The sequence below is a fragment of the Methylobacterium sp. Leaf125 genome (assembly GCF_001423085.1).
GTDB lineage: Bacteria > Pseudomonadota > Alphaproteobacteria > Rhizobiales > Beijerinckiaceae > Methylobacterium.
This window is the reverse complement of the sequence record NZ_LMNU01000001.1, coordinates 1,003,631-1,025,784: the sequence shown is the minus strand read 5'-3', so window position 1 is coordinate 1,025,784 and position 22,154 is coordinate 1,003,631. Positions and strand designations below refer to the sequence as shown.

Below are 22,154 nucleotides of genomic sequence, written 5' to 3'. Positions count from 1 at the left end.
CCACCGGGCCGTCGCCGAGGGTCGGGCTCATCCCGTCGCAAACCTCTCTGGCTAAACGGCAATCTGTGTCATAAAAGCGTGTGGGCTTCGTGATGTTGTGACCTCCCGAAGGCACGAGGCCAGGGGCTCCCGCGGAGCCGCCTCGGTGTCCCGACAGGGCGGATTGGACGATGGTTCCGAACTTCGCGCGCGATGCCTCCACGGCGTGGCTCAATGGCTGGGAGGCGCATGTGCACGCCCCCTTTGCCCGGCTGAAGCAGCGCACCGCCGAGGCGGGCCGTGCCGGCCTTCCGGCCCTCCATCCCCGCGGCCTGCTGCTCCCCCCCGGGGCGGCGCCGATCCGATTCAAGCCCCGCCTCAAGAAGCCCCTGGCGGCTCCGGGCCTCCCTGCGACCCTGGGCCGGATCGGCACCCTGGAGGTCCGTCTCGCCACCACCGTCTCGGAAATTCGGCGGGCGCAGCGGCTGCGCTACGGGGTGTTCTACGAGGAGATGTCGGCGGTCCCGAGCGGCCTCGCGATACTGTCGCGCCGGGACATCGACGATTACGACGCGGTCTGCGACCACCTCCTCGTCATCGACCATGCGGCCGTGGACACGACGCCCTTCGCCACAAAGCCCTTCCGCCGGGCCCGGCCGAAGGTGGTCGGCACCTACCGCCTCCTGCGCCAGGAGGCGGCCGACCGTCACTTCGGCTTCTACACCGCGGGCGAGTACGACATCGCCCCGATGATGGCGGCCAACCCGGGCGCGCGCTTCCTCGAGCTCGGGCGCTCCTGCGTGCTGAAGCCCTATCGGACGAAGCGGACGGTGGAGCTGCTCTGGGCCGGGATCTGGGCCTATGTGCAGCATCACCGCATCGACGCCATGCTGGGCTGCGCCAGCCTGGAAGGGACCGACCCCGACCGTCTCGCCCTCCCCCTGAGCTTCCTGCACCACCATGCCCGGGCGGCGGAGGGCTGGTGCGCCCGCGCCCTGCCCGAGCGCTATGTCGCCATGGACCGCCTCGCCCGCGAGGCCGTGGATCCCAAGGCGGCGCTCCAAGCGCTGCCGCCGCTGATCAAGGGATACCTGCGCGTCGGTGCCACCTTCGGCGACGGGGCCGTGGTGGACCACCAGTTCGGCACCACGGACGTCTTCGTGGTGCTGCCCGTCTCGGCCATCGCGGAACGCTACCGCGACCATTTCGGGCCGGCGGCAAACCGCAGGGCGGCCTGACGGTCCTTCCGTTCAGGGGCTCGCCGTCCCGGTGGCGGCAGGCCCCGAACGGCCCTGACCGGCGGGGGCAGGAAGGCTCCCGAGGGCCCGCAGGAGCGGCCGCTCGAGGACGTGGTAGGCCACGAACCCGAGCGCGACGCCGAGGACCAGCGCCAGGGCGATGGCGAGGTCGGGCGCCAGGCTGTTCCGCGGCACCGCAGCCCGGATGACTTCGAACGTGAGCGTGTGCGTGAGATAGATCGAGTAGGACGCGTTCCCCAGTCCCTCCAGCGCCGTTCCGATCCGCACGCCGGCCCCCTCCATGAGCAGCAGGCCGCCCACCACGGCGGCGCTCGGAACGCCGAAGACCAGCACCCGGTAGGCGGCCCCCGGGAGGGCGACGGTGTATTCCAGCTCCGAGGCCTGACCGAAGCCGAAGATCAGGTTCAGGGCAAAGCCGATCAGACCGAAGGCGAAGAGATACCGGGCCTCCGCGCGCCCGACGGTACCGCGCCGATAGAGCCGGGCGAGGCCGATGCCGAAGCCGAACTCGAGGATGATCGGGTTGAGGAGGAACAGGGTGACGGGCTCGGGCCGCGCCAGCACGAAGAGCCCGGCGAAGAGGATGAGCGCCACGGAGAACCGGAGCGTCGGCGTCCAGAACAGCCACGCCCGGGCGAGATAGACGCAGAGATAGAACAGCATCTCGAAACAGAGCGTCCAGCCGACCGCCAGGTACGGCATCTCGAAGCCGCGCGCACTGAACGGGAAGAACAGCACCGTCGCCGGAATTCGGCGCGCGTCGGGCAGCCCGGACAGGAGCGTCAGGCCGACGACGAGACCGCTGAGGAGCCAGTAATACGGTACGACGCGCAGGACGCGGCGCCGGGCGAAGCGATGTGCGGACGGCAGATCGACGATGCGCTGCGCCGTGAGCGTGATGATGACGCCGCTGATGACGAAGAAGACGTCGACGCCGATGGCCCCGAAATCCTCAAGGTAGCCGAGGCGGGCCTGGACGGCCGGCCCGGAACTCAGGGTCTTGGCGAGGTCGAAGGCATGGGCGTAGACGACTAGGCACGCCGCGAGCCCCCGCATCGCCTGGAGGGAATGGAGCACTCTCACGGCGTGGTCCCCCGGTGATGCGGGCCGAACCGTCGCGATGGCCGGTGCGACCGAACCCGGGCGCCCACGGGGCAGGCCGGGACGCTAGGCCGTCCGCGCATCGGCGGTGAGGGCGGCGAGGCCTTCGCGGTAGGTCGGATAGGCGAGGTCGACGCCGAGCTCGTCCCGGATGCGGCGGTTCCGGACCCGCTTGTTCTCGCCGTAGAAGCTGCGCGCCATCGGGCTGAGGTCGGCGGTCTCGAAATCGATCTCCGGCGGCAGCGGCAGGCCGGCGAGCTTGGCGGCGTACTCCGTGACCACCTGCGGCGGCGTGGGTTCGTCGTCGGTGACGTTGTAGACCGCGCCGTTCCGGGGCTTGTCGATCGAGGCCAGCAGCGTCGTGGCGATGTCGTCCACGTGGATGCGGTTAAACACCTGTCCCGGCTTGATAATCCGCTGCGATTTGCCGTCGCGCAGCTTGACGATCGGGTTGCGGCCCGGGCCGTAGATGCCCGACAGGCGGAACACCTGGACGGGCTTGCCGGTCTCGCGGCCCAGGGTCAGCCAGGCCGCCTCGACGGCGAGGCGACCTTGCGAGCGGCCGCTCACCGGGCTGGGGGCGGTGTCCTCGTCGATCCAGGCGCCCCCGTGGTCGCCGTAGACGCCGATGGTCGAGAGATAGCCGATCCAGCCGATGCGGCTCCGGGCGATGGCGTCGCGGTATACGCCGAGGGTCGTGTCGAGGTCGCGGACCGGAGGGGCCGAGACGAGGAGCACGTCCGTATCGGCGAGGTCGGCCGCGATGCGGGGGTCGTTCGAATCGGGTCCGAAGGCCCGCATCTCGGCGATGTCGCCCGGTCCGGTCCGCCCCGGATCGGTGACCGTGGCGCGCACCGTGTCGAAGCGGCTGCGGGCGCGCTCCACGAAGCGCCGGGCGGTGAAGCCCAGGCCGAAGACGAAGAGGTTCATGAGGCGGCGTGTCCTGTCGTCTCGGAGCCGGCGGGATCGAGGGCGCACCGCCACTCGGCCCGGACGGCGTCGTCGGTTTCGCCGAAACCCCGGGCGTTGAAAAGGTCCTGCAGACGGGGCCGGGCGACGAGGCGGCCGAGGGCCCAGACCGCCATGCCGCGCACCAGGGCCGACGGGTCGGACAGGTTCGCCTCGGCGGCCGCGGCGAGGCCGGGCTCACCGGAGTTGCCGATGGCGATGAGGACGTTGCGCAGGAAGCGGTCGCGGCCCGTCCGCTTCACGGGCGTGCCGGCGAAGCGGACCCGGAAGGCCGCCTCGTCGAGGCCGGCGAGGTCGGCCAGGGCCGGTGCGGCGAGGTCGGCCCGGGCGGCCATGCGGCCCTCTGCGGCCGCCGCCGCGAACTTGTTCCAGGGACAGACGGCCAGGCAATCGTCGCAGCCGAAGACCCGGTTGCCGATGGCGGCGCGGAACTCGGTCGGGATCGGCCCGGCATGCTCGATGGTGAGGTAGGCGATGCAGCGGCGGGCATCGAGCTGGTAGGGTGCCGGGAAGGCGTTCGTCGGGCAGATGTCGAGGCAGCGCCGGCACGAGCCGCAATGGTCGGTCTCCGGCGTGTCGGGCTCCAGCTCGGCCGAGGTGTAGATCGCACCCAGCAGCAGCCAGTTCCCGAAGGCGCGCGAGATCAGGACCGTGTGCTTGCCCTGCCAGCCGAGGCCGGCGGCGGCGGCCAGGGGCTTCTCCATCACGGGCGCCGTGTCGACGAAGACCTTCACGCGGACGTCGCCCTTGGCCGAGAGGTAGCCGCCGAGCTCCTTCAGCTTGCCCTTGACCACCTCGTGGTAGTCGCGCCGCTGGGCATAGGCCGCGATGGCGCCCCGGTCCCGCCGCGCCAGGACCGCGCGGGGATCGACCTCCGGGCCGTAATTCATGCCCAGCATGACGATGCTGCGGACACCGGGCCACAGGGTGGCGGGATCGGCCCGCTGGTCGGCCCGCTCCACCATCCAGTCCATCTCGCCGTGGTGGTCGGCGGCGAGCCAGGCGGGCAGCCGGGTCCGAAGCTCGGGAACCGCGTCCGGGCGGGTGACGCGGACGGCCTCGAAGCCGAGGAGGCGGGCGCGCGCCTCCACGGCGCGACGCAGGTCGGCGCCCGCGAGAATTTTTCGGGGTGTCTTGCGTGCGGCAGTTGCCTGCAACGGCTGGCTCGCGGCGCGTTCCTGCGACGGCCGGCTCGCGGCGTGTTCGTGCAACGGCCGGCTCGCGGCGCGTGCCTGCGGCGGCCCCGGTGCGTTCAAAAATCCAGGTTCGCGTAGTGGTCCGCCGGCGCCATGCCCGGCACCCGGTCGGCCAGCAGGGTGCGGAAGCACGGGCGGGACTTCACCCGCGCGTACCAGTCCCTCGCCGTCTCGTCCTCGTCCCATGGCACGTCGCCGAGATAGTCCACGCAGGAGAGGTGGGCCGCCGCCGCAAGATCGGCATAGGTCAGATGGTCGCCCGCCAGCCATTTCCGGCGGGACATCAGGTAGCCGATATACTTCATGTGGTAGCGCACGTTGGTGCGCGCGGCGCGAATGGCGTTCATGTCCGGCGGGCCGCCGCCGTTGGCGCTGGTCATGAAGCGCTTCGAGATCTTCTCGGTGACGAGGTACTCGGTCACCTCGGCGTTGAACTTGACCAGGAACCAGTCGAGGAGGCGGCGCACCTCGACCCGGGCCGCCGTGGTCTCGGGCAGGAGGCGCCGGCCGCTGAGGCCGAGCCCGCGGGTCTCGTCGAGATACTCGGCGATGATCCCGGCCCCCGGCACGGCGAGCCCGCTCTGCTCCACCAGCACCGGCGTCGTCCCGGCCGGATTGATCAGCAGGAAGGCCTCGCGCCGGTCCCAGGCACGCTCCTCCATCAGCGTCGGCTCCATGCCCATCTCGGACAGGACCAGGCGGATGAAGCGTGAGTGCGGGCAGAAAGGAGAGTGGTAAAGCGTCGCCATCGAGGCCGTTTCGAACGGGGAGGGTTTGCCGGGGGACGGGCCGCGTCGGTGCCCCGCGGGGATGGTCGGCGGCGATCACACTTATGGCCCGAGGGTTGCCGCCTCATTAACATGCCTGCGGCGAACGCGATAACCATCCGTCAACCTTGACGGATCAGGCTCGATCCGCGAAGGCCGCGCGAGGTGGATCCGCACCGCTCGCTCCGGACCGGCCCGGTCCCACGAAACACCTCCAACCCTCGAGGCGCTGAGATGATGGATGCGATGGGCATCGCGAAGGCGGTCGTGCTTGCCGTGGTGGAGGGCGCGACCGAGTTCATTCCGGTTTCCTCGACCGGGCACCAGCTCCTCGTCGGACACTTCATCGGGTTCGAATCACCGAACAACACCTTCGAGGTGCTGATTCAGCTCGGCGCGATCCTGGCGATCCTGGCCGTCTACTTCCGCCGGCTGCTCGGCATCACCCTGGCGCTCCCCAACGACCCCAAGGCCCGTCGCTTCGTCCTCGGGATCCTGGTGGCCTTCCTGCCGGCGGCGATCATCGGCGGCCTCTTCTCGAAGTACATCAAGTACTACCTCTTCAATCCCTGGATCGTCTGCGCGACCCTGGTGGCCGGCGGCATCGTCCTCCTCGTCCTCGACGAGACCGACCTCGAGGTGAAGAAGCGCGACGTCTTCGACTTCACCCTGCCGATGGATTTCAGGATCGGCCTGTTCCAGTGCCTCGCGATGATCCCGGGCGTGTCGCGCTCGGGCGCCACCATCGTGGGCGCGATGCTCATGGGCGCCGACAAGCGCTCGGCCACGGAATTCTCGTTCTACCTCGCGATCCCGACCATGGCGGGCGCCTTCGCCAAGGACCTGCTCGACAACTACAAGAACCTGTCCCGGGATGACACCGGCCTGATCGTCATCGGCTTCATCGTCGCCTTCATCTCGGCCTTCATCGTGGTCCGGACGGTGCTCGACTACGTCGCCTCCCACGGGTTCCGGCTGTTCGCCTGGTGGCGCATCATCGTCGGCTCGCTGGGCTTTGCCGGCCTGATCATCTTCGGCTGACGCGGAGCGCCCGAGCGCCGGATCGGACGGGATAAAGAATACAGGACGGGGAGGCGATTGCGTCCGCGCGCCGCCCCGTGCAAGGGCTCTCCGGATCAGAATGTCCGGCTGCGCGCGGCCGGCGCAACGCCGCTTGGCCAAAGCCAAGCATCTGCGGAGGCCCGCCCCGATGGAAGACCGTCCCCTCGCCGACCTGTTCCCGCCCGCGACCCGCGCGCGCTGGCTCGGCCTCGTCGACGGAGTCCTGAAGGGCGGCGATTTCGAGAAGCGCCTCGTCTCGAAGACGGCCGACGGCATCCGCATCGAACCGCTCTACGACGCCGCGGCCCCGGTGGCGCAGCCCGTGCGGGCCCCCGGCCCGTGGCGCGTGGCCCAGCGGGTCGACCATCCGGAGGGCGACCAGGCGAGCGCCCTCGCCCTGGCCGATCTCGAGGGCGGCGCCGACGCCCTCACCCTGGTCTTCGCCGGCGCCCCCGCGGCGCGGGGCTACGGCCTCACCGCCACCAACGCCGCGGACCTCGACGCCGCGCTCGGCAACGTGATGCTGCCGCTGATCGCCACCCGTCTCGATGCGGGCGCACGCGGGACCGAGGCCGCCTTCCTGATCAAGGACATGGTCAAGGCCCGCGGCGAGACCCTCAAGGGCCTCGACCTCGACCTCGGCCTCGACCCCATCGGCACCCTCGCGGCGGGCGGTGCCCTGGCGGAGGATTACGGCGCCGAACTCGCCCGCACCCTGGCGGCCTTCGACGCCGAGGGCTTCTCGGGACGCGCCTGCCTCGCCGACGGCCGGCCCTACCACGAGGCCGGTGCCAGCGAGGCGACCGAGCTGGGGGCCGTGCTCGCCACCGCGGTGGCCTACCTGCGCGCCCTCGAAGCCGGCGGGCAGGCCCTGGAGCGCGCCCGGGACGCCGTGGCCGTCCTGCTCACGGCCGATGCCGACGAGTTCCTGACCATCGCCAAGTTCCGGGCCATGCGCCGTCTCTGGGCGCGGGTGGAATCGGCCTGCGGGCTCGCCCCCGCCCCCCTGCGCCTCCATGCCGAGACCGCCTGGAGGATGATGAGCCGGCGGGACCCCTTCGTGAACATCCTGCGCACCGCCATGGCCGCCTGCTCGGCCGGCCTCGGCGGCGCCGACGCGATCACCGCCCTGCCCTACACGGCGGCCCTGGGCCTCAGCGACGCCTTCGCCCGCCGGGTGGTGCGCAACAGCCAGATCGTCCTCATCGAGGAATCGAACCTCGCCCGCGTGGCCGACCCGGCCGCCGGTGCCGGCAGCTTCGAGACCCTGACGGGCGAGCTGACCGAGGCGGCCTGGGCGGCCTTCCAGGCGATCGAGCGCGAGGGCGGCATCGTCGCCAGCCTGCGCGCCGGCACGATCCAGGGACGGATCGCCGCGATCCAGGCGACCCGGGCCCGGAACGTCGCTACCCGGCGCGAGGCCCTGACCGGCGCCAGCGAGTTCCCCTACCTCGCCGAGAAGCCCGTCACGGTCCTGGACGTCCCCCCCGTGGCGGCGCCCCCGGCCACGGGCTTCGGCCACGGATCGGTCCTCACCGCCGCGCCCCTGCCGTCCCTGCGCCTCGCCGAACCCTACGAGGCCCTGCGCGACGCGTCCGATGCGGCCCTCGCCGCGAGCGGCCGACGCCCCACGGTGTTCCTGGCCAATCTCGGCCCCGTGGCGGTCTTCAACGCCCGCTCGACCTTCGCCGCCAACGCCTTCGCGGCCGGCGGCATCGAGGCGGTGAACGCGGAGGGCTTCACCGACCCGGCGCTCCTGGCCGAGGCCTTCCGCGCCTCCGGCGCCCGCATCGCCTGCCTGTGCTCCTCCGACGCGCTCTACGCCAGCCACGCGGTGGAGGCCGCCCGCGCCCTCAAGGCGGCCGGGGCCACCACCCTGTACCTCGCCGGCAAGGCGGGCGACCTCGCCGAGCCCCTGACGGCGGCCGGCGTCGACGGCTATCTCCATGCCGGCGGCGACGTCCTGGCGCTGCTGACGGGAGCGCTGGCGCACGCGACGAACGCGTAGGCGCGCAACCCGGGGGCGACCACGTTCGTTCTCGACCCAATCAAGTCGAATCACGAACGGATTTCCATGCGACGCGCAGCCCTCGCGGCGACCACCCTCGCCCTCCTGACCGCCTCCGCCGGGGTCGCGGACGCCGCCAAGAAGAAGGTCCAGGTTCCGAACCGCTACGACGGCACCTGGAGCATCGAGGTGGTCACCCTCGACGGTCCCTGCGACCGCGCCTACCGCTACGGCGTCCATATCCGGCGCGGCGAGGCGAGCTATGCCGGCGGCGAGTTCAACATCAACGGGCGCGTCTCTCAGAGCGGCGCGGTGCGGGCGGTGATCTCCCGCGGCAACGACGCCGCCGACGTGGTCGGCCGGCTGGGCCGCTCGGGCACCGGCAACGGCACCTGGAACACCACCGGGCTGATCGCCTGCAGCGGCCGCTGGAACGCCGAGCGTCGGGGCTGACGGCCCTGTGATGGGCGCGCCACAATCGCGCGCCGATCATCGTCGGGCCTCCAACGGCCGGACTTCTGCCCTTCTCCGGACCGAATCACTGGTGAATACTCGCGCCGAATCGAGATCGATTTCGCACGGGGCTTCCGACGATGAAGGCTTTGCTGTTCGGCGCGTTGGTGATGACCTTGGGATGGGGCGCCGCGGCGGAGGCGGCAGGGCGTAATCCGACCCACCCGCACGCGGTCATGTCGCCCCTCGAGGGGGCGGCGACGGACTGTTTCGCCGAGACCGTGCTGGCGAACCCCGCCGCGACCCGCCACGCCCGGGCGGGCCGCTGGTACGAGGCCGCCGGCATCACGGGCTTCCTGTGCCGCCCGGAGGTCGACGCGATGATCCAGGCGCATGACCGCCTCTACGGCCGCGGCACCGGCGCCCGCTACTTCCAGAACGCCTATACGCGCCATCTCGGTCAGCAGCTCGCCGAGCGCCTGCAGCCGATGCTGGAGCGCAAGTCCGTGGCGAGCGCCGAGCCGCCGGTCGACAAGGCCGAGGCGCAGGAGTTGGACAAGCCCGCCGAGTAGGACGCGGCGCCGGCGCCGCCGGGTTGGCCTCCGTTAACCGGCGCCGTGCGATCGTCACGGTCCAGGGTCATCTGGGACACGGCGGGACGTCCTGACGACGGCAGGACGTGTCGGACACGGCGGGACGTCGCCAGCGATGTCCGTTCCACCCGGAGGCACGCCTTGGCGCGAACGGGGCACGACGCTTGAACTCTTCCGACGACCCCGGTCAGGCGCTGCCGGCGCCACGCCGCCCGCGCCTGGCCTCCGCCGCCCTCCGGCTGGCCACCCGCGCGGTCGATGCCGCGGCCGCCCAAAGCTGGCGGGACACCGCGACGATCCTCACCCTGCGCCACGAACTCGACGCCCAGGCGGCCTTGATCCAGCGCCAGGCCGATGCCCTCGCCGACCTGACCCGCGTCTTCGAGGAGGCCACGACCGAAGCGCGGATCGGCCTCTGGCAATGCGACCTGCCGACCGAGTCCCTGCGCTGGAGCGACGGGATCTACGACCTGTTCGAATTCCCGCACGGATCCGCGGTGAACCGGCAGGACACCCTCGCCTGCTACACCGAGGAGGCGCGACGCCACCTCGGGGCCGTTCGGTCGGAGGCGATCGGCCGGCGCTCCGCCTTCACGCTCGATGCCGAGATCGTCGCGCGCCGCGGCAGCCGTCGCTGGATCCGGATCACCGGGTCGGTGGAGACCCGCGCGGGCGTCCCCGCGCGCCTGTTCGGGTTCAAGCAGGACATCACCGCGCAGACGCTCAGCGCCGAGCGCACGCGCTACCAGGCGGAATTCGACCGCATGACGGGCCTCGCCAACCGGTCCGTCTTCGACGACCGCCTGGCGCAGATGTCGGAGACCGGGGCCCTGCTCCTGGTCGATCTCGACGGCTTCAAGGCGATCAACGACAGCCACGGGCATGCCGTGGGCGATGCCTGCCTGCAGGAGGCGGCGCGGCGCCTCCGGGCGGCCTGCCGGGACACGGACCTCGTCGCCCGCATCGGTGGCGACGAGTTCGCCGTCCTGGTGGCGCAGGGGGCCGACGGGCCGCTCTGCGAGGCGATCGGCCGGCGCATCGTCACGGCCATGCGCGAACCCTACCCCCATGGCGGCGTCTGCCTCCGGTTCGGGGCCTCCGTGGGTATCGCCCGGGCCGCCGCCTCGGCGCCGGCGGATCTCTTCATCCGCGCGGACGCGGCCCTCTACGCGGCCAAGGCCGCCGGCCGCGGCACCCTGCGCATGGCCCAGCCGCGCTGAGCCCGCCCTGCCTTCGGCGGCCCGCGGAGAAACGGCCCGGGCGCCGGCGGCCCGCGATCCCCGGCCTCAGGCCGGGAGGACCACCACCTTCGTCTTCACCGGCGTGCGGGCGTAGAGGTGGATCATGTCCTGGCTCAGCAGGCCGACGCAGCCGCTGGTGATGCCCGAGCCGATGGTGTCGGGCTCGCCGGAGGCGTAGATCGTGTAGAGGGTGTAGGCGCCGTTCTGGTAGAGATGCAGGGTGCGGGCGCCGAGCGGATTGTCGAGGCCGCCCGGCATGCCGCGGGCGTACTTGGCCGCCTCGGGCTGGCGCCGGATCATCTCCGCGGGCGGGGTCCAGGTGGCCCATTCGGACTTGCGCCCGACATAGGCGTCGCCGCTCCACCGGAATCCGTCGCGGCCGACATTGGCGCCGTAGCGGGTGGCGGTCCCGTCGCCCTCGACGCGGTAGACGTAGTAGTTGGCCGGATCGACGATGATCGTGCCGGCCGCCTCCTTGGTCTCGTACGGGACCGTGCGGCGGAAGTATTTCGGATCGACCTTGCTGATGTCGGTGGCCGGGATGGGGAACTTCTCCTCCGGCATCGGGCCGTAGATCTTGGCCGCCTCGGCGCGCAGGGCGCCGTCCGAGGCGACGCAGCCGGCAAGCCCCAGGGCGCCGAGACCCGCGCCCGTGCCGGCCAGGAACGACCGGCGGCTCAGGCGGCCGAACTCCATGGTCCTCGTGTCCCTCGTCATCGCAGGCGTCCCGTCTTCCGTCGCGCGGCGGGCCGACCGATCGACCCCGCGCGGCCTTATGGCCAAGCTGACAGTGCCGGTCCCCGCGCCGGCTGGCAAGCCGGGCGCCGGGGGCGGACGTCACCCGCGAACAGGAGCCGGCCGATTGCGTCGCGGAGATGACCGGCGGGGGCGGCGGGGCCTCAGCCGGATCCGGCCCGCGTGTCGGCGGGCGGGCGCTTGGCCCGGCGCAGGAACGGCAGCCCCGTCGAGGGCTGGCCGCGGGTCGCCTCGTGCATCTTCGCGATCCGGATGAAGCGGCCATAGGCGAGCACGCTGGCCATCACGAAGCCGTCGAGGCCGGCGAGGAAGAAGCGCCGCAGGACGTAGAACTTCAGGAAGTTGAGCGGATACTCGAACACCAGCCGCAGGCCGGTCTCGAAGCGCGAGCCGATCGGCTGCGTGTCGGCGGCGAGCTGCCCGACATAGTTCGACTTGGCGATGGCGTGGTTCCAGTCGCGAAAGGTGTGGTGCCAGACCACGGACCGGATCGTCACCGGCTTCGCGTCCGTGGTGATCGCGAGCTTGTCCCAGTTCGGGTTGTCGGTCGTGCGCGCCACGCGCCGGTCGTAGAGGTAGATGTTCTCGGTGCAGAAGGCCCAGGGCGAGGGGCGCGCGTGGTGGGGCAGCACCATCGCCTTGCGGACGATCATTAGGGGCGGAATCGCGGGCCTTTGGAAGATCCCCCGGATCTCGCGGACGATCTCCGGCGTCAGGATCTCGTCGGCATCGACGCTGAAGACGTGGTCGTGCCGGCAAAGCGCCTCGCCGAACCGCCGCTGGGGGCCGAACCCCATCCAGGGGTTCACCACCACCCGGGCCCCGAGGGCCTCGGCGATCGACACGGTGGCATCCGTCGACCCCGCGTCGATGACGAGGATCTCGCAGTTCAGCGGCAGCGCCGAGCGGATCGCCGCCGAGATCCGGTCCGCCTCGTTCAGCGTGCGGATCAGGACGGTCAGCGGGATCGGCGTGGTCGGGTCCGAATGGGGGTCCGAATGGGGATCCACGGTCGGGCGGCCCGGCTCAATCGTCCATCTTCAGGGCGGCGATGAACGCCTCCTGCGGGATCTCGACCTTGCCGAACTGGCGCATCTTCTTCTTGCCCTCCTTCTGCTTGTCGAGGAGCTTGCGCTTGCGCGAGATGTCGCCGCCGTAGCACTTGGCGGTCACGTCCTTGGACAGGGCCTTGATGGTCTCGCGGGCGATGATCTTGCCGCCGAGCGCCGCCTGGACCGGGATCTGGAACAGGTGGCGCGGGATCAGGTCCTTGAGCTTCTCGCACATGGCCCGGCCGCGATGCTCGGCCCGGGTGCGGTGGACCAGCATCGAGAGGGCGTCGACCGGCTCGGCGTTCACGAGGATCGACATCTTCACCAGGTCGCCCTCGCGGTAGTCGGAGATGTGATAGTCGAACGAGGCGTAGCCCTTGGAGATCGACTTCAGCCGGTCGTAGAAATCGAACACCACCTCGTTGAGCGGCAGGTCGTAGACCACCATGGCCCGCTTGCCGACGTAGTTGAGGTCGACCTGGGTGCCGCGCCGATCCTGGCAGAGCTTCAGCACGCCGCCGAGATACTCGTCGGGGGTGAGGATGGTGGCGCGGATCCACGGCTCCTCGATGGCGGTGATCTTCATCACGTCCGGCATGTCGGCCGGGTTGTGCAGCTCCTTGATCGTGCCGTCCGTCATCTGCAGGCGGTAGACCACGGAGGGCGCCGTGGAGATCAGGTCGAGGTTGAATTCGCGCTCCAGGCGCTCCTGGATGATCTCCAGGTGCAGCAGGCCGAGGAAGCCGCAGCGGAAGCCGAAGCCGAGGGCGGCCGAGGTTTCCATCTCGTAGGAGAACGAGGCGTCGTTGAGCCGGAGCTTGCTCATGGCGCTGCGCAGGGTCTCGAACTCGGCCGCGTCCACGGGGAAGAGCCCGCAGAACACCACCGACTGCACGTCCTTGAAGCCCGGCAGCATCTCCTTGCAGGGGCGCTTGTCCTCCGTGAGCGTGTCGCCCACGCGGGTGTCGGCCACCTCCTTGATCGAGCCGGTGAAGAAGCCGACCTCGCCGGGGCCGAGTTCGCCGATATCGGCCATCTTCGGGCGGAACACGCCGATCTTGTCGACGCCGTGGACGGCATCGGCCCGCATCATGCGGATGTTCATGCCCTTCTTCAGCACGCCGTCGACGATGCGCACCAGCACGACGACGCCGAGATAGACGTCGTACCAGCTGTCCACCAGCAGGGCCTTGAGGGGCGCGTCGCGGTCGCCCTTGGGCGGCGGCAGGCGGGTGACGATGGCCTCCAGCACCGCCTCGATGTTGAGGCCGCTCTTGGCCGAGATCGCCACCGCCTCGGAGGCGTCGATGCCGATCACCTCCTCGATCTGGGCGCGGATGCGCTCCGGCTCCGCCGCCGGCAGGTCGATCTTGTTGAGGACGGGCACGATCTCGTGGTTGGCGTCGAGCGCCTGGTAGACGTTGGCGAGCGTCTGCGCCTCGACGCCCTGCGAGGCGTCGACCACCAGCAGCGAGCCTTCGCAGGCGGCGAGGCTGCGGGACACCTCGTAGGCGAAGTCGACGTGGCCGGGCGTGTCCATCAGGTTGAGGACGTAGTCCTTACCGTCCTCGGCCTTGTATTCGAGCCGCACCGTCTGCGCCTTGATGGTGATGCCGCGCTCCTTCTCGATGTCCATCGAGTCGAGCATCTGCTCGCTCATGTCGCGCAGGGCCACCGTGCCGGTGGTCTGGATCAGGCGATCGGCGAGGGTCGACTTGCCGTGGTCGATATGCGCGACGATGGAGAAGTTGCGGATGTTGTCGATGGGGGTCGTTGTCATCGAGGATGCGATCTCCGGCGCGCGCGGCCCGCCGTCCAAGGGACGGACCCGGCGCACGGTTTCTTGGAATGGGAAACAGGTCGCCCGCAGATAGCAGCGCCGGCCCCCTGCGCCAAGCGCACGCGCCGCGGCCCAAAGGTAAGCGCCGCGGCCCAAAAGTAAGCGCCGCGGCCCAAAGCTAGGCGCCGCGGCCCGAACGCCGGCCGCGCGCCGCACCAGCGCGCCGGGCCCGGGCGAAGAAGGCCGGGCCCGGCGCAAGCTTGCGGCGGCCGGCGATTTCCGGCTGAGTCCCGACGCCCGCCGATTCGCGGTCCCGGGCGCCGTCAGGACGCCGAGCCAGAACCATGTCTCCTCTGGAGGGCGCCGGGCCGAGGCCGGATCGGGACCAGACCGCCCTGGATCAGAACGCCCCGGGCCAGCCTGCCTTGGGCCAGACTGTCTTGGGCCACGTCCTCCTGGTGGAGGACGACGACGGCCTGCGCATCCTGCTGACCCGGGCCCTGCGCGACAGCGGCTACCGGGTCACCGGTTGCCGGAGCGGCGCCGAGATGTGGCGGCTGCTGCCGCAGGGCGGGGTCGAGCTGATCCTCCTCGACGTCATGCTGCCCGGCGCCTCGGGCCTCGACCTGCTGCGGGCCCTGCGCGCGCGCTCCACCGTGCCGGTCATCATCGTCAGCGCGCGCGGCGAGGAGGCGGACCGGGTGCTGGGCCTGGAACTCGGCGCCGACGACTACCTCGCCAAGCCGTTCGGGCGCCCGGAGCTGCTCGCCCGCATCCGGGCGGTGCTGCGGCGCTCCGTCGTGGCACCGGCGGTCTCCCTCGGCGGCGAGACCCTGGCCTTCGCGGGCTGGCGCCTCGACCTGCGCAGCCGCACCCTGGTCGACCCGGGCGGCGCCGGCGTCGACCTCTCCGGTGCGGAATACGACCTCCTGCTGGTGTTCCTCGACCATCCCGGGCGGGTCCTCGGCCGCGAGCAGATCCTCGAACTGTCCCGCGCCCGCCTCGGATCGCCGTCCGACCGCAGCGTCGACACCCTCGTCAGCCGCCTGCGGCGCAAGCTCGACCCGCCCGAGGGCGAGCCGCCGGTGATCAAGACGGTGCGGGGGTCGGGCTACATGCTGGCCGCCAAGGTCGAGCGCCGGTGAGACGCCTGTTCGCCCTGGCCCGCAGCCTCGAGGCCCGGACGCTCGTCGTCCTCCTCGTCGCCATCCTGGTGGTGCATGGCGGGGCCCTGCTGCTCTATCGCCAGTCGGCGGCGGCCGCCGCGGCCGAGGCCTTCGCCGCCCAGGTGGCGACGCAGCTCGCCCTGGCCCGCGAGGCGGTGATGCGGCGGCCGCCGGCGGAGCGGAACGCCGAGGCCAAGGCCCTGTCCAACCCGCTTTTCGAGCTGGCCTGGACGGAGGCCCCCGCCCCGGCCCAGCCCGAGAGCGACCCGGCCCTGGCCCCCCTGCACCAGCGCCTGGCCGCCCTCGACCCCAGCCTCGGGACCGGCCTGTCCCTGGCGATGGAGGGCGACGCGGATCCGATGCACCGGCTCGATCTCGGCGGGACGCTGGCGCTCCCGGACGGCAGCCAGCTGACCTTCCACTCCGCCCATGCCTCGGGCATGGCCCTGCGCAATCCCTGGGCCGTGCTGGCGACCGCGATGGCGATCCTGGTCGGCCTCGCCGCCGTGCTCCTGACCCACCGGATCGCCCGGCCGCTGCGCACGCTGGGCCGCATCACCGGGCTGATCGGCGACGCCGCCGGCCAGGGCCGGGTGGTGCCGGTGCCCGAGGTCGGCCCCGACGAGACCCGCGCGATCGCCCGCGCCCTCAACGGCATGCAGCTGCGCATCCGCGACCTCGTCACCGAGCGGACCCAGGCCCTCGCCGCCGTGTCCCACGACCTGCGGACGCCGATCGCGCGCCTGCGCCTGCGCCTCGACGCGCTGGCCGACAACGCCCTTGCCAACAATGAACTTGCCAACAACGCCCTTCCCAACAAAGAACTTGCCGACAACGCACTTCCCGACAAAGAACTTGCCGACGACGCGCAGCGCCGCGCGATGGCGTCCGACCTCGACGACATGCAGGCGATGATCGACTCGACCCTGGCCTACCTGCGCGGCGATGCCGACCCGGAGGTCCGGCGGGTCACCAACGTCGCCAGCCTGCTGATGAGCATCGCCGATGCCGGGCAGGATGCCGGGCACGCGGTGGTGTACGAGGGGCCCGGGCGGGCGCTCGCCGCCATCCGGCCGGTGGCGCTCCGGCGCGCCCTGGACAACGTGGTCGACAACGCCGTCCGGTACGGGGAGCGCGCCCGGATCGGCCTGGCGATCGCGGATTCGACGCTGGAGCTGCAGGTCGACGACGACGGCCCCGGCTTGTCGCCCGACGCGGTCGAGCGGGCCTTCGCGCCGTTCACCCGCCTGGAAACCTCCCGCAACCGCAACACCGGCGGCACCGGGCTCGGCCTGACCATCGCCCGCCGGGTGATCGAGGCCGAGGGCGGCCAGATCGGCCTGGCGACCCGGCCCGGCGGCGGCCTGCGGGTGCGGATCACCCTGCCGCGCCCGGCCGGCTGAGGCGGGATTCGGTCGGCGACGGGGGTCCGGCGCCGCGCGCCACACTTCGTCACAGACCCGGCATCGGCCAGCCAAGCGCCGCGGCTACATCAGGTCTCGACGCAGCCAACGGGGCTGCGAGACACGAGGACGAGACCATGTCGCGCATCAGCATCACGCTTCTGTCCCTGGCCCTGCTGACCGCCCTGGCGGGCCAGGCCTCCGCCACCGAGGGCAACGGAAACTCCGACAACCCGTCGCAGGCCTTCCCGAACACCGGCGGCGTCTCGGGCGGCCCGAACCACCACGCCGAGCGCGGCGCGGTGACCGGGCGCAGCAAGCCGGTGCAGGCGGCCAAGGATGGCCTCACCCACACGCACAGCCCCGACAAGCAGTAAGGACGCGTCCGGTCCGGCCGAGGGCGTCGCGCCCGGGCCTGGCGTCTGTCGGGGCTCAGGGGGACCCGGTTCTCCCGGAACGCCAACCTTCAAGATAAGACTCAAGGGTCCGTCCGGCTCAGGATGAGCCTGGCGGACCCTGGTCCGCCGGCGCGGCCTCCCCGGCGCGCACCTGGGCCGCCATCGTCACCAGCACCTTGCGCAGGGCGCCCATCTCACGGACCGGCGCCGGGTAGAGCACCCGCGCGGTCCGGTCGCCGGTGAGGAGGTCCATGCCCTCCGGGTCGAGGCCGGTGAGCCGCCAGGGGCCGGGCTCGGCGCCGGCGGCCTGGGCGTAGAGCGCGAGGGCGTCGGCATGGTCAGCGTTCATGTGCTCGACGGCGCCGGCCTCGCCCGCCACCAGCCCCTCGGCGCCGGTGAGGTCGAGGCGCAGCTCGTCGGCCGTCAGCACGGCGGCCTTGGCGAACCCGCCGTTGAGATGCCCGGCCACGGGTTCGAGGGCGAAAAAGCCGAAATCGGGGAAGTCGGCATAGAGCTTCGCCTTCGGATGCCGGGCGACGAAGCGGGCACGGGCCCGCGGGTCCGGCGTCTGGGTCACCCGACCCGTCACGGTCAGGCGCGGATGGGCGAGCGGGTCGCCCTTGCCGCCGGCGCTGAACAGCAGCGAGGCCCGCGGGTCCTTCAGCAGGTTGCGGGTATGGGCCGAGAGCCGCGAGAGCAGCATCAGGGGCGTCCCGTCGACGTCCGTGGCGATGGTCACCAGGGAGGCGAAGGGCGTGCCGTCCTCCGGGTCGAGGGTGGCCAGGGCGCCGGAACGGATGCTGCGCAGGAGATGGCGGGCAAGGCCGATCGCGTCGAACGGCGCCTCGGAGGCCGGCAGCGGCACCGCCGGCCCGCGCCGCGCCCCCGCGGTCCCGGTTCCGCCCTCGGCCATTCTGGTCTCGCCTGGAGCACTGCTGATTTCGCCTGCGGCCATGAAGATCCCCTCGATTCGGTGCTGGCGAACCGGCGCTCAGGCCGCGTTCAGCCAGGGGATCATAGCCAGGGATCGGGGCTCCGCACGAGGGTACCGGACTGCGGCCCGTTGGCATCAGTCAAGCGCCAAACGAACAACCGACCGAGGTCGCTCGCTTTTTCAGCATAGAGCCATTACACAGCCTGACTCTCCGCGCGAACGCGGCCCGCCTCCCCGGCACGGTCGCCACCGCGTTTTTGCCGATCTCTGCCCTCCGTCCGCGACGGAGGATGGGGTGGGATGCGGAGGGGCTGGCGCCATCAGACGTCCGCCGAGCCGCATCCGAGCAACAGGACACGCGCATGCCGACCATCGCCCTCGTGGACGACGACCGAAACATCCTCACCTCCGTCTCGATCGCCCTCGAGACCGAGGGGTACCGGATCCAGACCTACACCGACGGGGCCTCGGCGCTGGACGGCCTGAAGCATTCCCCGCCGGATCTCGCGATCTTCGACATCAAGATGCCGCGCATGGACGGGATGGAGCTTCTCAGGCGTCTGCGGCAGAAATCCGACCTTCCCGTGATCTTCCTGACCTCGAAGGACGAGGAGATCGACGAGCTGTTCGGCCTCAAGATGGGCGCCGACGACTTCATCCATAAGCCGTTCTCGCAGCGCCTCCTCGTGGAGCGCGTGAAGGCGGTGCTCCGGCGCTTTGCCCCGAAGGACGGCCCGGGCGCCGCCGCCCGCGAGGCCGACGCCGCCGCCCGCTCCCTGGAGCGCGGCCTCCTGATGATGGACCCCGAGCGCCACACCTGCACCTGGAAGGGGGAGCCCGTCACCCTGACGGTGACGGAGTTCCTGATCCTGCAGGCCCTGGCCCATCGCCCGGGCGTCGTGAAGAGCCGCAACGCCCTGATGGACGCGGCCTACGACGACCAGGTCTACGTCGACGACCGGACCATCGACAGCCACATCAAGCGCCTGCGCAAGAAGTTCAAGGTGACCGACACGAGCTTCGACATGATCGAGACGCTCTACGGCGTCGGCTACCGCTTCAAGGAGAGCTGAGACCCGGCCCGGGTCTCTTACCCCTCCCGCAACGCTGTTCCCTCACCACCGGACGCTCGTGGCCACCACAGACCAAGCCGAAATCCCGTCGCGCGGCATGCTGGGCTGGCCGCGCCAGATCTGGAACGGGATCGGTCAGCGTGCCTCGTCGAGCCTGACGCGACGCATCGTCGTGCTCAACCTCGTCGGGCTCATCGCGCTCCTGTTCGGCTTCCTCTACCTGAACCAGTTCCGCCAGGGCCTGATCCAGGCCCGGGTGCAGAGCCTCCTGATCCAGGGCGAGATCATCGCCGGCGCCATCGCCTCCTCGGCCTCCGTCGAGACCGACGCGATCCGGATCGACCCCGACAAGCTGCTCCAGCTCCAGGCCGGCGAGGCCGAGGAGCCCTCCTCCCCCCTCACCTTCTCGCTCAACCCGGAGCGCGTGGCCCCGCTGCTGCGCCGGCTGATCACCCCCACCGGCAACCGCGCCCGGGTCTACGACCAGGAAGGCGGCCTGCTGTTCGACACCCGCACCCTCTCGGCGCGGGGCGAGATGAACCGCAGCGACCCGGATGTGCGGCCCCGCAAGCGCACCTGGCTGGAGAAGGCCTGGGAGACCGTCCAGGCGAAGTTCGGGACGCAGCTCGGCGGCGACGGCGCGGCCCCGGGCGTGACCGAGGATGTCGGCCCGGCCAGCGGCCACGGCCTGAAGGAGGTCCAGGTGGCGCTCGCGGGCGCCCGCGGCACCATCGTCCGCCGCAACCCGGTCGGCGAGACCATCGTCTCCGTGGCGGTGCCGATCCAGCGGGCCAACTCCGTGCGCGGCGCCCTGATGCTGTCCACGCAAGGGGGCGACATCGACCGCGTCATCGCCTCGGAGCGCTTCGGCCTGCTGCAGGTCTTCCTGATCGCCGCGGCGGTGATGCTCGTGCTCTCGATCCTGCTCGCGGGCGCCATCGCGGGCCCGGTGCGGCGCCTCGCGGACGCCGCCGAGAAGGTGCGGCTGGGCATCAAGTCCCGCGAGGAGATCCCCGACTTCACCGGGCGCACCGACGAGATCGGCCACCTCTCGGGGGCGCTGCGCGACATGACCCAGGCGCTCTATCGCCGGATCGACGCCATCGAGAGCTTCGCGGCCGATGTCAGCCACGAGCTGAAGAACCCCCTCACCTCGCTCCGCAGCGCCGTCGAGACCCTGCCCCTGGCGAAGTCGGATGATTCGCGCGGGCGCCTGCTCGCCATCATCCAGCACGACGTGAAACGCCTCGACCGCCTGATCTCCGACATCTCCGATGCCTCGCGCCTCGATGCCGAGCTCGCCCGCGCCGAGGCGCGCCGGGTCGACATGCGCAAGCTGATGACCACCGTGGTCTCGGTGGCCAACGAGCGCCGGCGCGCGAAGGACGCGCCGATCCAGTTCGACGTGGACACGCTCGCGGGCGAGCTGGACTCGCCGTTCACGATCTTCGGCCACGACAGCCGCCTCGGCCAGGTGGTCAACAACCTCCTCGACAATGCCCGCTCGTTCTCGCCCCCCGATGCCAAGGTCCGGGTGGCCCTGCGCCGGGTGCGCAACGATGTCGAGCTCATCGTCGAGGACGAGGGTCCCGGCATCCCCGAGCATGCCCTGGAGCGGATCTTCGAGCGCTTCTACACGGACCGCCCGGAGCAGGGCTTCGGCCAGAATTCCGGCCTCGGCCTCTCGATCTCGCGCCAGATCGTCCAGGCCCATCGCGGCACGATCCGGGCCGAGAACCGGCCCGGTCCGGCCGACGAGGACGGCGAGCCGACGGTGCGCGGCGCCCGCTTCATCGTGCGCCTGCCGGCGGTGACCCGCTGAGCCGGGGACCGGCCGAGCCATGAGGGCCGCGCCGTGAGCAAGCCGTGAGCGATTCATGAACGATCCGTCGAGCCGGACCGATTCGGTGCACGCCACCTGCATCGCCCTCGGCGAGGCGGGCCTGCTCATCCGGGGACCGTCGGGCGCCGGCAAGTCGACCCTCGCGCTGCTCCTCCTCGACCGGGCCGCCCTGATGCAGGAGCCGGCGAGCCTCGTGGCCGACGATCGGGTCCGGCTGACCCGCCAGGGCGGAACCGTGCTGGCCCATGCCGACCCCACCCTGGGCGATCGGATCGAGGTGCGGGGCCTCGGCCTGCTGCCGGTCGCGGACGTCCTGCCCAGCGTTCCGGTTCGGCTGGTGGTCGACTGCGTCGCCGACGCCCCGCGCCTGCCGGAGAATCCGCTGAGCCGCACGCGGCTCCTCGACGTCGACCTGCCGAGCCTGTGCCTCGACGCGGCCCTGCGGCGCTCCGGCCTCGCGCCGCGCCTGGTTCTCGACGCCCTGGCCGCCTGCGCCGGCGTGGCAAGCGGGACGCACTGCCCGGTCTTGCGTCTGACGCCGCTCCCGAGACCGTAGCGCCGGTGCCACCCACGTGGCATGATCATGACGTTCGAGCACACAAAATGCCGCATTCACCTTGCGCTCGACCTTGCGCTGCACAAAATGGCGGCTCCGCTCACAAGGCGTTGGAACCCGCGTCGATGATTGGAATGGTGCTCGTCACCCACGGGCTGTTGGCGACGGAGTTCAAGGCTGCCCTTGAACACGTCGTCGGGCCTCAGAAGCAGATCGAGACCATCACCATCGGTCCCGAGGACGATATGGAGCTGCGCCGGCTCGACATCATGAATGCGGTCAGCCGCGTGAACACCGGCAAGGGCGTCGTCGTGCTCACGGACATGTTCGGCGGTACGCCCTCGAACCTCGCCCTCTCGTGCATGAACGGCGGACAGGTCGAGGTCGTGGCGGGCATCAACCTGCCCATGCTGATCAAGCTCGCCAGCGTGCGCGATGCCGAGCCCCTCGGCGACGCCGTCCTCCACGCCCAGGAAGCCGGCCGCAAGTACATCAATGTCGCGTCCCGCGTGCTGGCCGGCAAATAGACTTTCTTCCCTTGCCGCCACGGCTTACAGGCAATCTC

General features: G+C 71.2%; 21 protein-coding genes. 13 read left to right on the top strand and 8 right to left on the bottom strand.

The window, feature by feature from the left end:
• Positions 1-170: 170 nt before the first annotated feature.
• Positions 171-1,217: a GNAT family N-acyltransferase gene (locus ASF58_RS04650; protein ID WP_055947805.1), complete on the top strand. Its 1,047-nt coding sequence runs from the start codon at positions 171-173 to the stop codon at positions 1,215-1,217.
• Between the two features lie 12 nt (positions 1,218-1,229).
• Here ASF58_RS04650 and ASF58_RS04645 read toward each other — a convergent pair whose 3' ends face one another.
• The 4 genes from ASF58_RS04645 to ASF58_RS04630 form a co-directional block, all read right to left on the bottom strand.
• Complete coding sequence (locus ASF58_RS04645; RefSeq protein WP_156375519.1) at positions 1,230-2,321, bottom strand: acyltransferase; 1,092 nt, start codon at positions 2,319-2,321, stop codon at positions 1,230-1,232.
• Between the two features lie 84 nt (positions 2,322-2,405).
• Complete coding sequence (locus ASF58_RS04640; protein WP_055947799.1) at positions 2,406-3,269, bottom strand: SDR family oxidoreductase; 864 nt, start codon at positions 3,267-3,269, stop codon at positions 2,406-2,408.
• Positions 3,266-4,399 (bottom strand): tRNA epoxyqueuosine(34) reductase QueG, encoded by a 1,134-nt coding sequence (gene queG, locus ASF58_RS04635; protein ID WP_244477202.1) that lies wholly within the window; start codon positions 4,397-4,399, stop codon positions 3,266-3,268. The genes ASF58_RS04640 and queG overlap by 4 nt, the downstream gene beginning before the upstream one ends.
• 161 nt (positions 4,400-4,560) lie before the next feature.
• Complete coding sequence (locus ASF58_RS04630; protein ID WP_055947796.1) at positions 4,561-5,253, bottom strand: glutathione S-transferase family protein; 693 nt, start codon at positions 5,251-5,253, stop codon at positions 4,561-4,563.
• 255 nt (positions 5,254-5,508) lie between these two features.
• Between ASF58_RS04630 and ASF58_RS04625 the strand changes: the two genes are divergently transcribed.
• The 5 genes from ASF58_RS04625 to ASF58_RS04605 all read left to right on the top strand — a co-directional run bounded on the left by ASF58_RS04625 (position 5,509) and on the right by ASF58_RS04605 (position 10,607).
• Positions 5,509-6,312, top strand: a complete 804-nt coding sequence (locus ASF58_RS04625) for an undecaprenyl-diphosphate phosphatase (RefSeq protein WP_055948865.1) — start codon at positions 5,509-5,511, stop codon at positions 6,310-6,312.
• A 169-nt stretch (positions 6,313-6,481) separates the two neighbouring features.
• Complete coding sequence (locus ASF58_RS04620) at positions 6,482-8,341, top strand: methylmalonyl-CoA mutase subunit beta (RefSeq protein WP_055947793.1); 1,860 nt, start codon at positions 6,482-6,484, stop codon at positions 8,339-8,341.
• A gap of 66 nt (positions 8,342-8,407) precedes the next feature.
• Entirely contained in the window at positions 8,408-8,794 is a 387-nt protein-coding gene (locus ASF58_RS04615; protein ID WP_055947790.1) for a hypothetical protein, read from the top strand.
• Positions 8,795-8,964: 170 nt separating this feature from the next.
• The gene (locus ASF58_RS04610; RefSeq protein WP_244477201.1) at positions 8,965-9,366 is read left to right on the top strand and encodes a hypothetical protein; all 402 of its coding nucleotides are present in this window, start codon (positions 8,965-8,967) and stop codon (positions 9,364-9,366) included.
• A gap of 185 nt (positions 9,367-9,551) precedes the next feature.
• Positions 9,552-10,607 carry a GGDEF domain-containing protein gene (locus ASF58_RS04605; protein WP_082512816.1) on the top strand — a complete coding sequence of 352 codons (1,056 nt, stop codon included), beginning with the start codon at positions 9,552-9,554 and terminating at the stop codon, positions 10,605-10,607.
• Between the two features lie 66 nt (positions 10,608-10,673).
• Here ASF58_RS04605 and ASF58_RS04600 read toward each other — a convergent pair whose 3' ends face one another.
• From ASF58_RS04600 to lepA, 3 genes are all read right to left on the bottom strand, one after another.
• Entirely contained in the window at positions 10,674-11,345 is a 672-nt protein-coding gene (locus ASF58_RS04600) for a L,D-transpeptidase (RefSeq protein WP_055947785.1), read from the bottom strand.
• Positions 11,346-11,527: 182 nt separating this feature from the next.
• On the bottom strand, positions 11,528-12,394 hold the full coding sequence (locus ASF58_RS04595) for a glycosyltransferase family 2 protein (protein WP_082512815.1): 867 nt from the start codon (positions 12,392-12,394) through the stop codon (positions 11,528-11,530).
• A 16-nt stretch (positions 12,395-12,410) separates the two neighbouring features.
• Entirely contained in the window at positions 12,411-14,216 is a 1,806-nt protein-coding gene (lepA, locus tag ASF58_RS04590; RefSeq protein ID WP_055948858.1) for a translation elongation factor 4, read from the bottom strand.
• A 344-nt stretch (positions 14,217-14,560) separates the two neighbouring features.
• Between lepA and ASF58_RS04585 the strand changes: the two genes are divergently transcribed.
• The 3 genes from ASF58_RS04585 (at position 14,561) to ASF58_RS04575 (ending at position 17,162) form a co-directional block, all read left to right on the top strand.
• Positions 14,561-15,361: a response regulator transcription factor gene (locus ASF58_RS04585; RefSeq protein ID WP_082512814.1), complete on the top strand. Its 801-nt coding sequence runs from the start codon at positions 14,561-14,563 to the stop codon at positions 15,359-15,361.
• On the top strand, positions 15,358-16,785 hold the full coding sequence (locus ASF58_RS04580) for an ATP-binding protein (protein ID WP_055947782.1): 1,428 nt from the start codon (positions 15,358-15,360) through the stop codon (positions 16,783-16,785). The genes ASF58_RS04585 and ASF58_RS04580 overlap by 4 nt, the downstream gene beginning before the upstream one ends.
• Before the next feature lie 137 nt (positions 16,786-16,922).
• The gene (locus tag ASF58_RS04575) at positions 16,923-17,162 is read left to right on the top strand and encodes a hypothetical protein (protein WP_055947779.1); all 240 of its coding nucleotides are present in this window, start codon (positions 16,923-16,925) and stop codon (positions 17,160-17,162) included.
• Positions 17,163-17,280: 118 nt separating this feature from the next.
• On the opposite strand, the gene ASF58_RS04570 is transcribed toward ASF58_RS04575, so the two are convergent.
• On the bottom strand, positions 17,281-18,096 hold the full coding sequence (locus ASF58_RS04570; protein ID WP_055947777.1) for a DUF2470 domain-containing protein: 816 nt from the start codon (positions 18,094-18,096) through the stop codon (positions 17,281-17,283).
• Between the two features lie 383 nt (positions 18,097-18,479).
• Between ASF58_RS04570 and ASF58_RS04565 the strand changes: the two genes are divergently transcribed.
• The 4 genes from ASF58_RS04565 to ASF58_RS04550 all read left to right on the top strand — a co-directional run bounded on the left by ASF58_RS04565 (position 18,480) and on the right by ASF58_RS04550 (position 22,116).
• Complete coding sequence (locus ASF58_RS04565) at positions 18,480-19,190, top strand: response regulator transcription factor (RefSeq protein ID WP_055947774.1); 711 nt, start codon at positions 18,480-18,482, stop codon at positions 19,188-19,190.
• A 97-nt stretch (positions 19,191-19,287) separates the two neighbouring features.
• Positions 19,288-21,012, top strand: a complete 1,725-nt coding sequence (locus tag ASF58_RS04560) for a sensor histidine kinase (RefSeq protein WP_082512813.1) — start codon at positions 19,288-19,290, stop codon at positions 21,010-21,012.
• Positions 21,013-21,067: 55 nt separating this feature from the next.
• Positions 21,068-21,589, top strand: coding sequence for a hypothetical protein (locus ASF58_RS04555; RefSeq protein ID WP_055947768.1), 522 nt, complete (start codon positions 21,068-21,070; stop codon positions 21,587-21,589).
• A 125-nt stretch (positions 21,590-21,714) separates the two neighbouring features.
• Positions 21,715-22,116, top strand: coding sequence for a PTS sugar transporter subunit IIA (locus ASF58_RS04550; RefSeq protein ID WP_055947765.1), 402 nt, complete (start codon positions 21,715-21,717; stop codon positions 22,114-22,116).
• The last annotated feature ends 38 nt before the right edge of the window (positions 22,117-22,154 follow it).

Coding starts and splice junctions, on each gene's coding strand:
- ASF58_RS04650 (WP_055947805.1), top strand. CDS start 171: ATGGTTCCGAACTTCGCGCGCGATGCCTCCACGGCGTGGCTCAATGGC.
- ASF58_RS04640 (WP_055947799.1), bottom strand. CDS start 3,269: ATGAACCTCTTCGTCTTCGGCCTGGGCTTCACCGCCCGGCGCTTCGTG.
- ASF58_RS04630 (WP_055947796.1), bottom strand. CDS start 5,253: ATGGCGACGCTTTACCACTCTCCTTTCTGCCCGCACTCACGCTTCATC.
- ASF58_RS04625 (WP_055948865.1), top strand. CDS start 5,509: ATGGATGCGATGGGCATCGCGAAGGCGGTCGTGCTTGCCGTGGTGGAG.
- ASF58_RS04620 (WP_055947793.1), top strand. CDS start 6,482: ATGGAAGACCGTCCCCTCGCCGACCTGTTCCCGCCCGCGACCCGCGCG.
- ASF58_RS04615 (WP_055947790.1), top strand. CDS start 8,408: ATGCGACGCGCAGCCCTCGCGGCGACCACCCTCGCCCTCCTGACCGCC.
- ASF58_RS04610 (WP_244477201.1), top strand. CDS start 8,965: ATGACCTTGGGATGGGGCGCCGCGGCGGAGGCGGCAGGGCGTAATCCG.
- ASF58_RS04600 (WP_055947785.1), bottom strand. CDS start 11,345: ATGACGAGGGACACGAGGACCATGGAGTTCGGCCGCCTGAGCCGCCGG.
- lepA (WP_055948858.1), bottom strand. CDS start 14,216: ATGACAACGACCCCCATCGACAACATCCGCAACTTCTCCATCGTCGCG.
- ASF58_RS04585 (WP_082512814.1), top strand. CDS start 14,561: ATGTCTCCTCTGGAGGGCGCCGGGCCGAGGCCGGATCGGGACCAGACC.
- ASF58_RS04575 (WP_055947779.1), top strand. CDS start 16,923: ATGTCGCGCATCAGCATCACGCTTCTGTCCCTGGCCCTGCTGACCGCC.
- ASF58_RS04570 (WP_055947777.1), bottom strand. CDS start 18,096: ATGGCCGAGGGCGGAACCGGGACCGCGGGGGCGCGGCGCGGGCCGGCG.
- ASF58_RS04565 (WP_055947774.1), top strand. CDS start 18,480: ATGCCGACCATCGCCCTCGTGGACGACGACCGAAACATCCTCACCTCC.
- ASF58_RS04560 (WP_082512813.1), top strand. CDS start 19,288: ATGCTGGGCTGGCCGCGCCAGATCTGGAACGGGATCGGTCAGCGTGCC.
- ASF58_RS04555 (WP_055947768.1), top strand. CDS start 21,068: ATGAACGATCCGTCGAGCCGGACCGATTCGGTGCACGCCACCTGCATC.
- ASF58_RS04550 (WP_055947765.1), top strand. CDS start 21,715: ATGATTGGAATGGTGCTCGTCACCCACGGGCTGTTGGCGACGGAGTTC.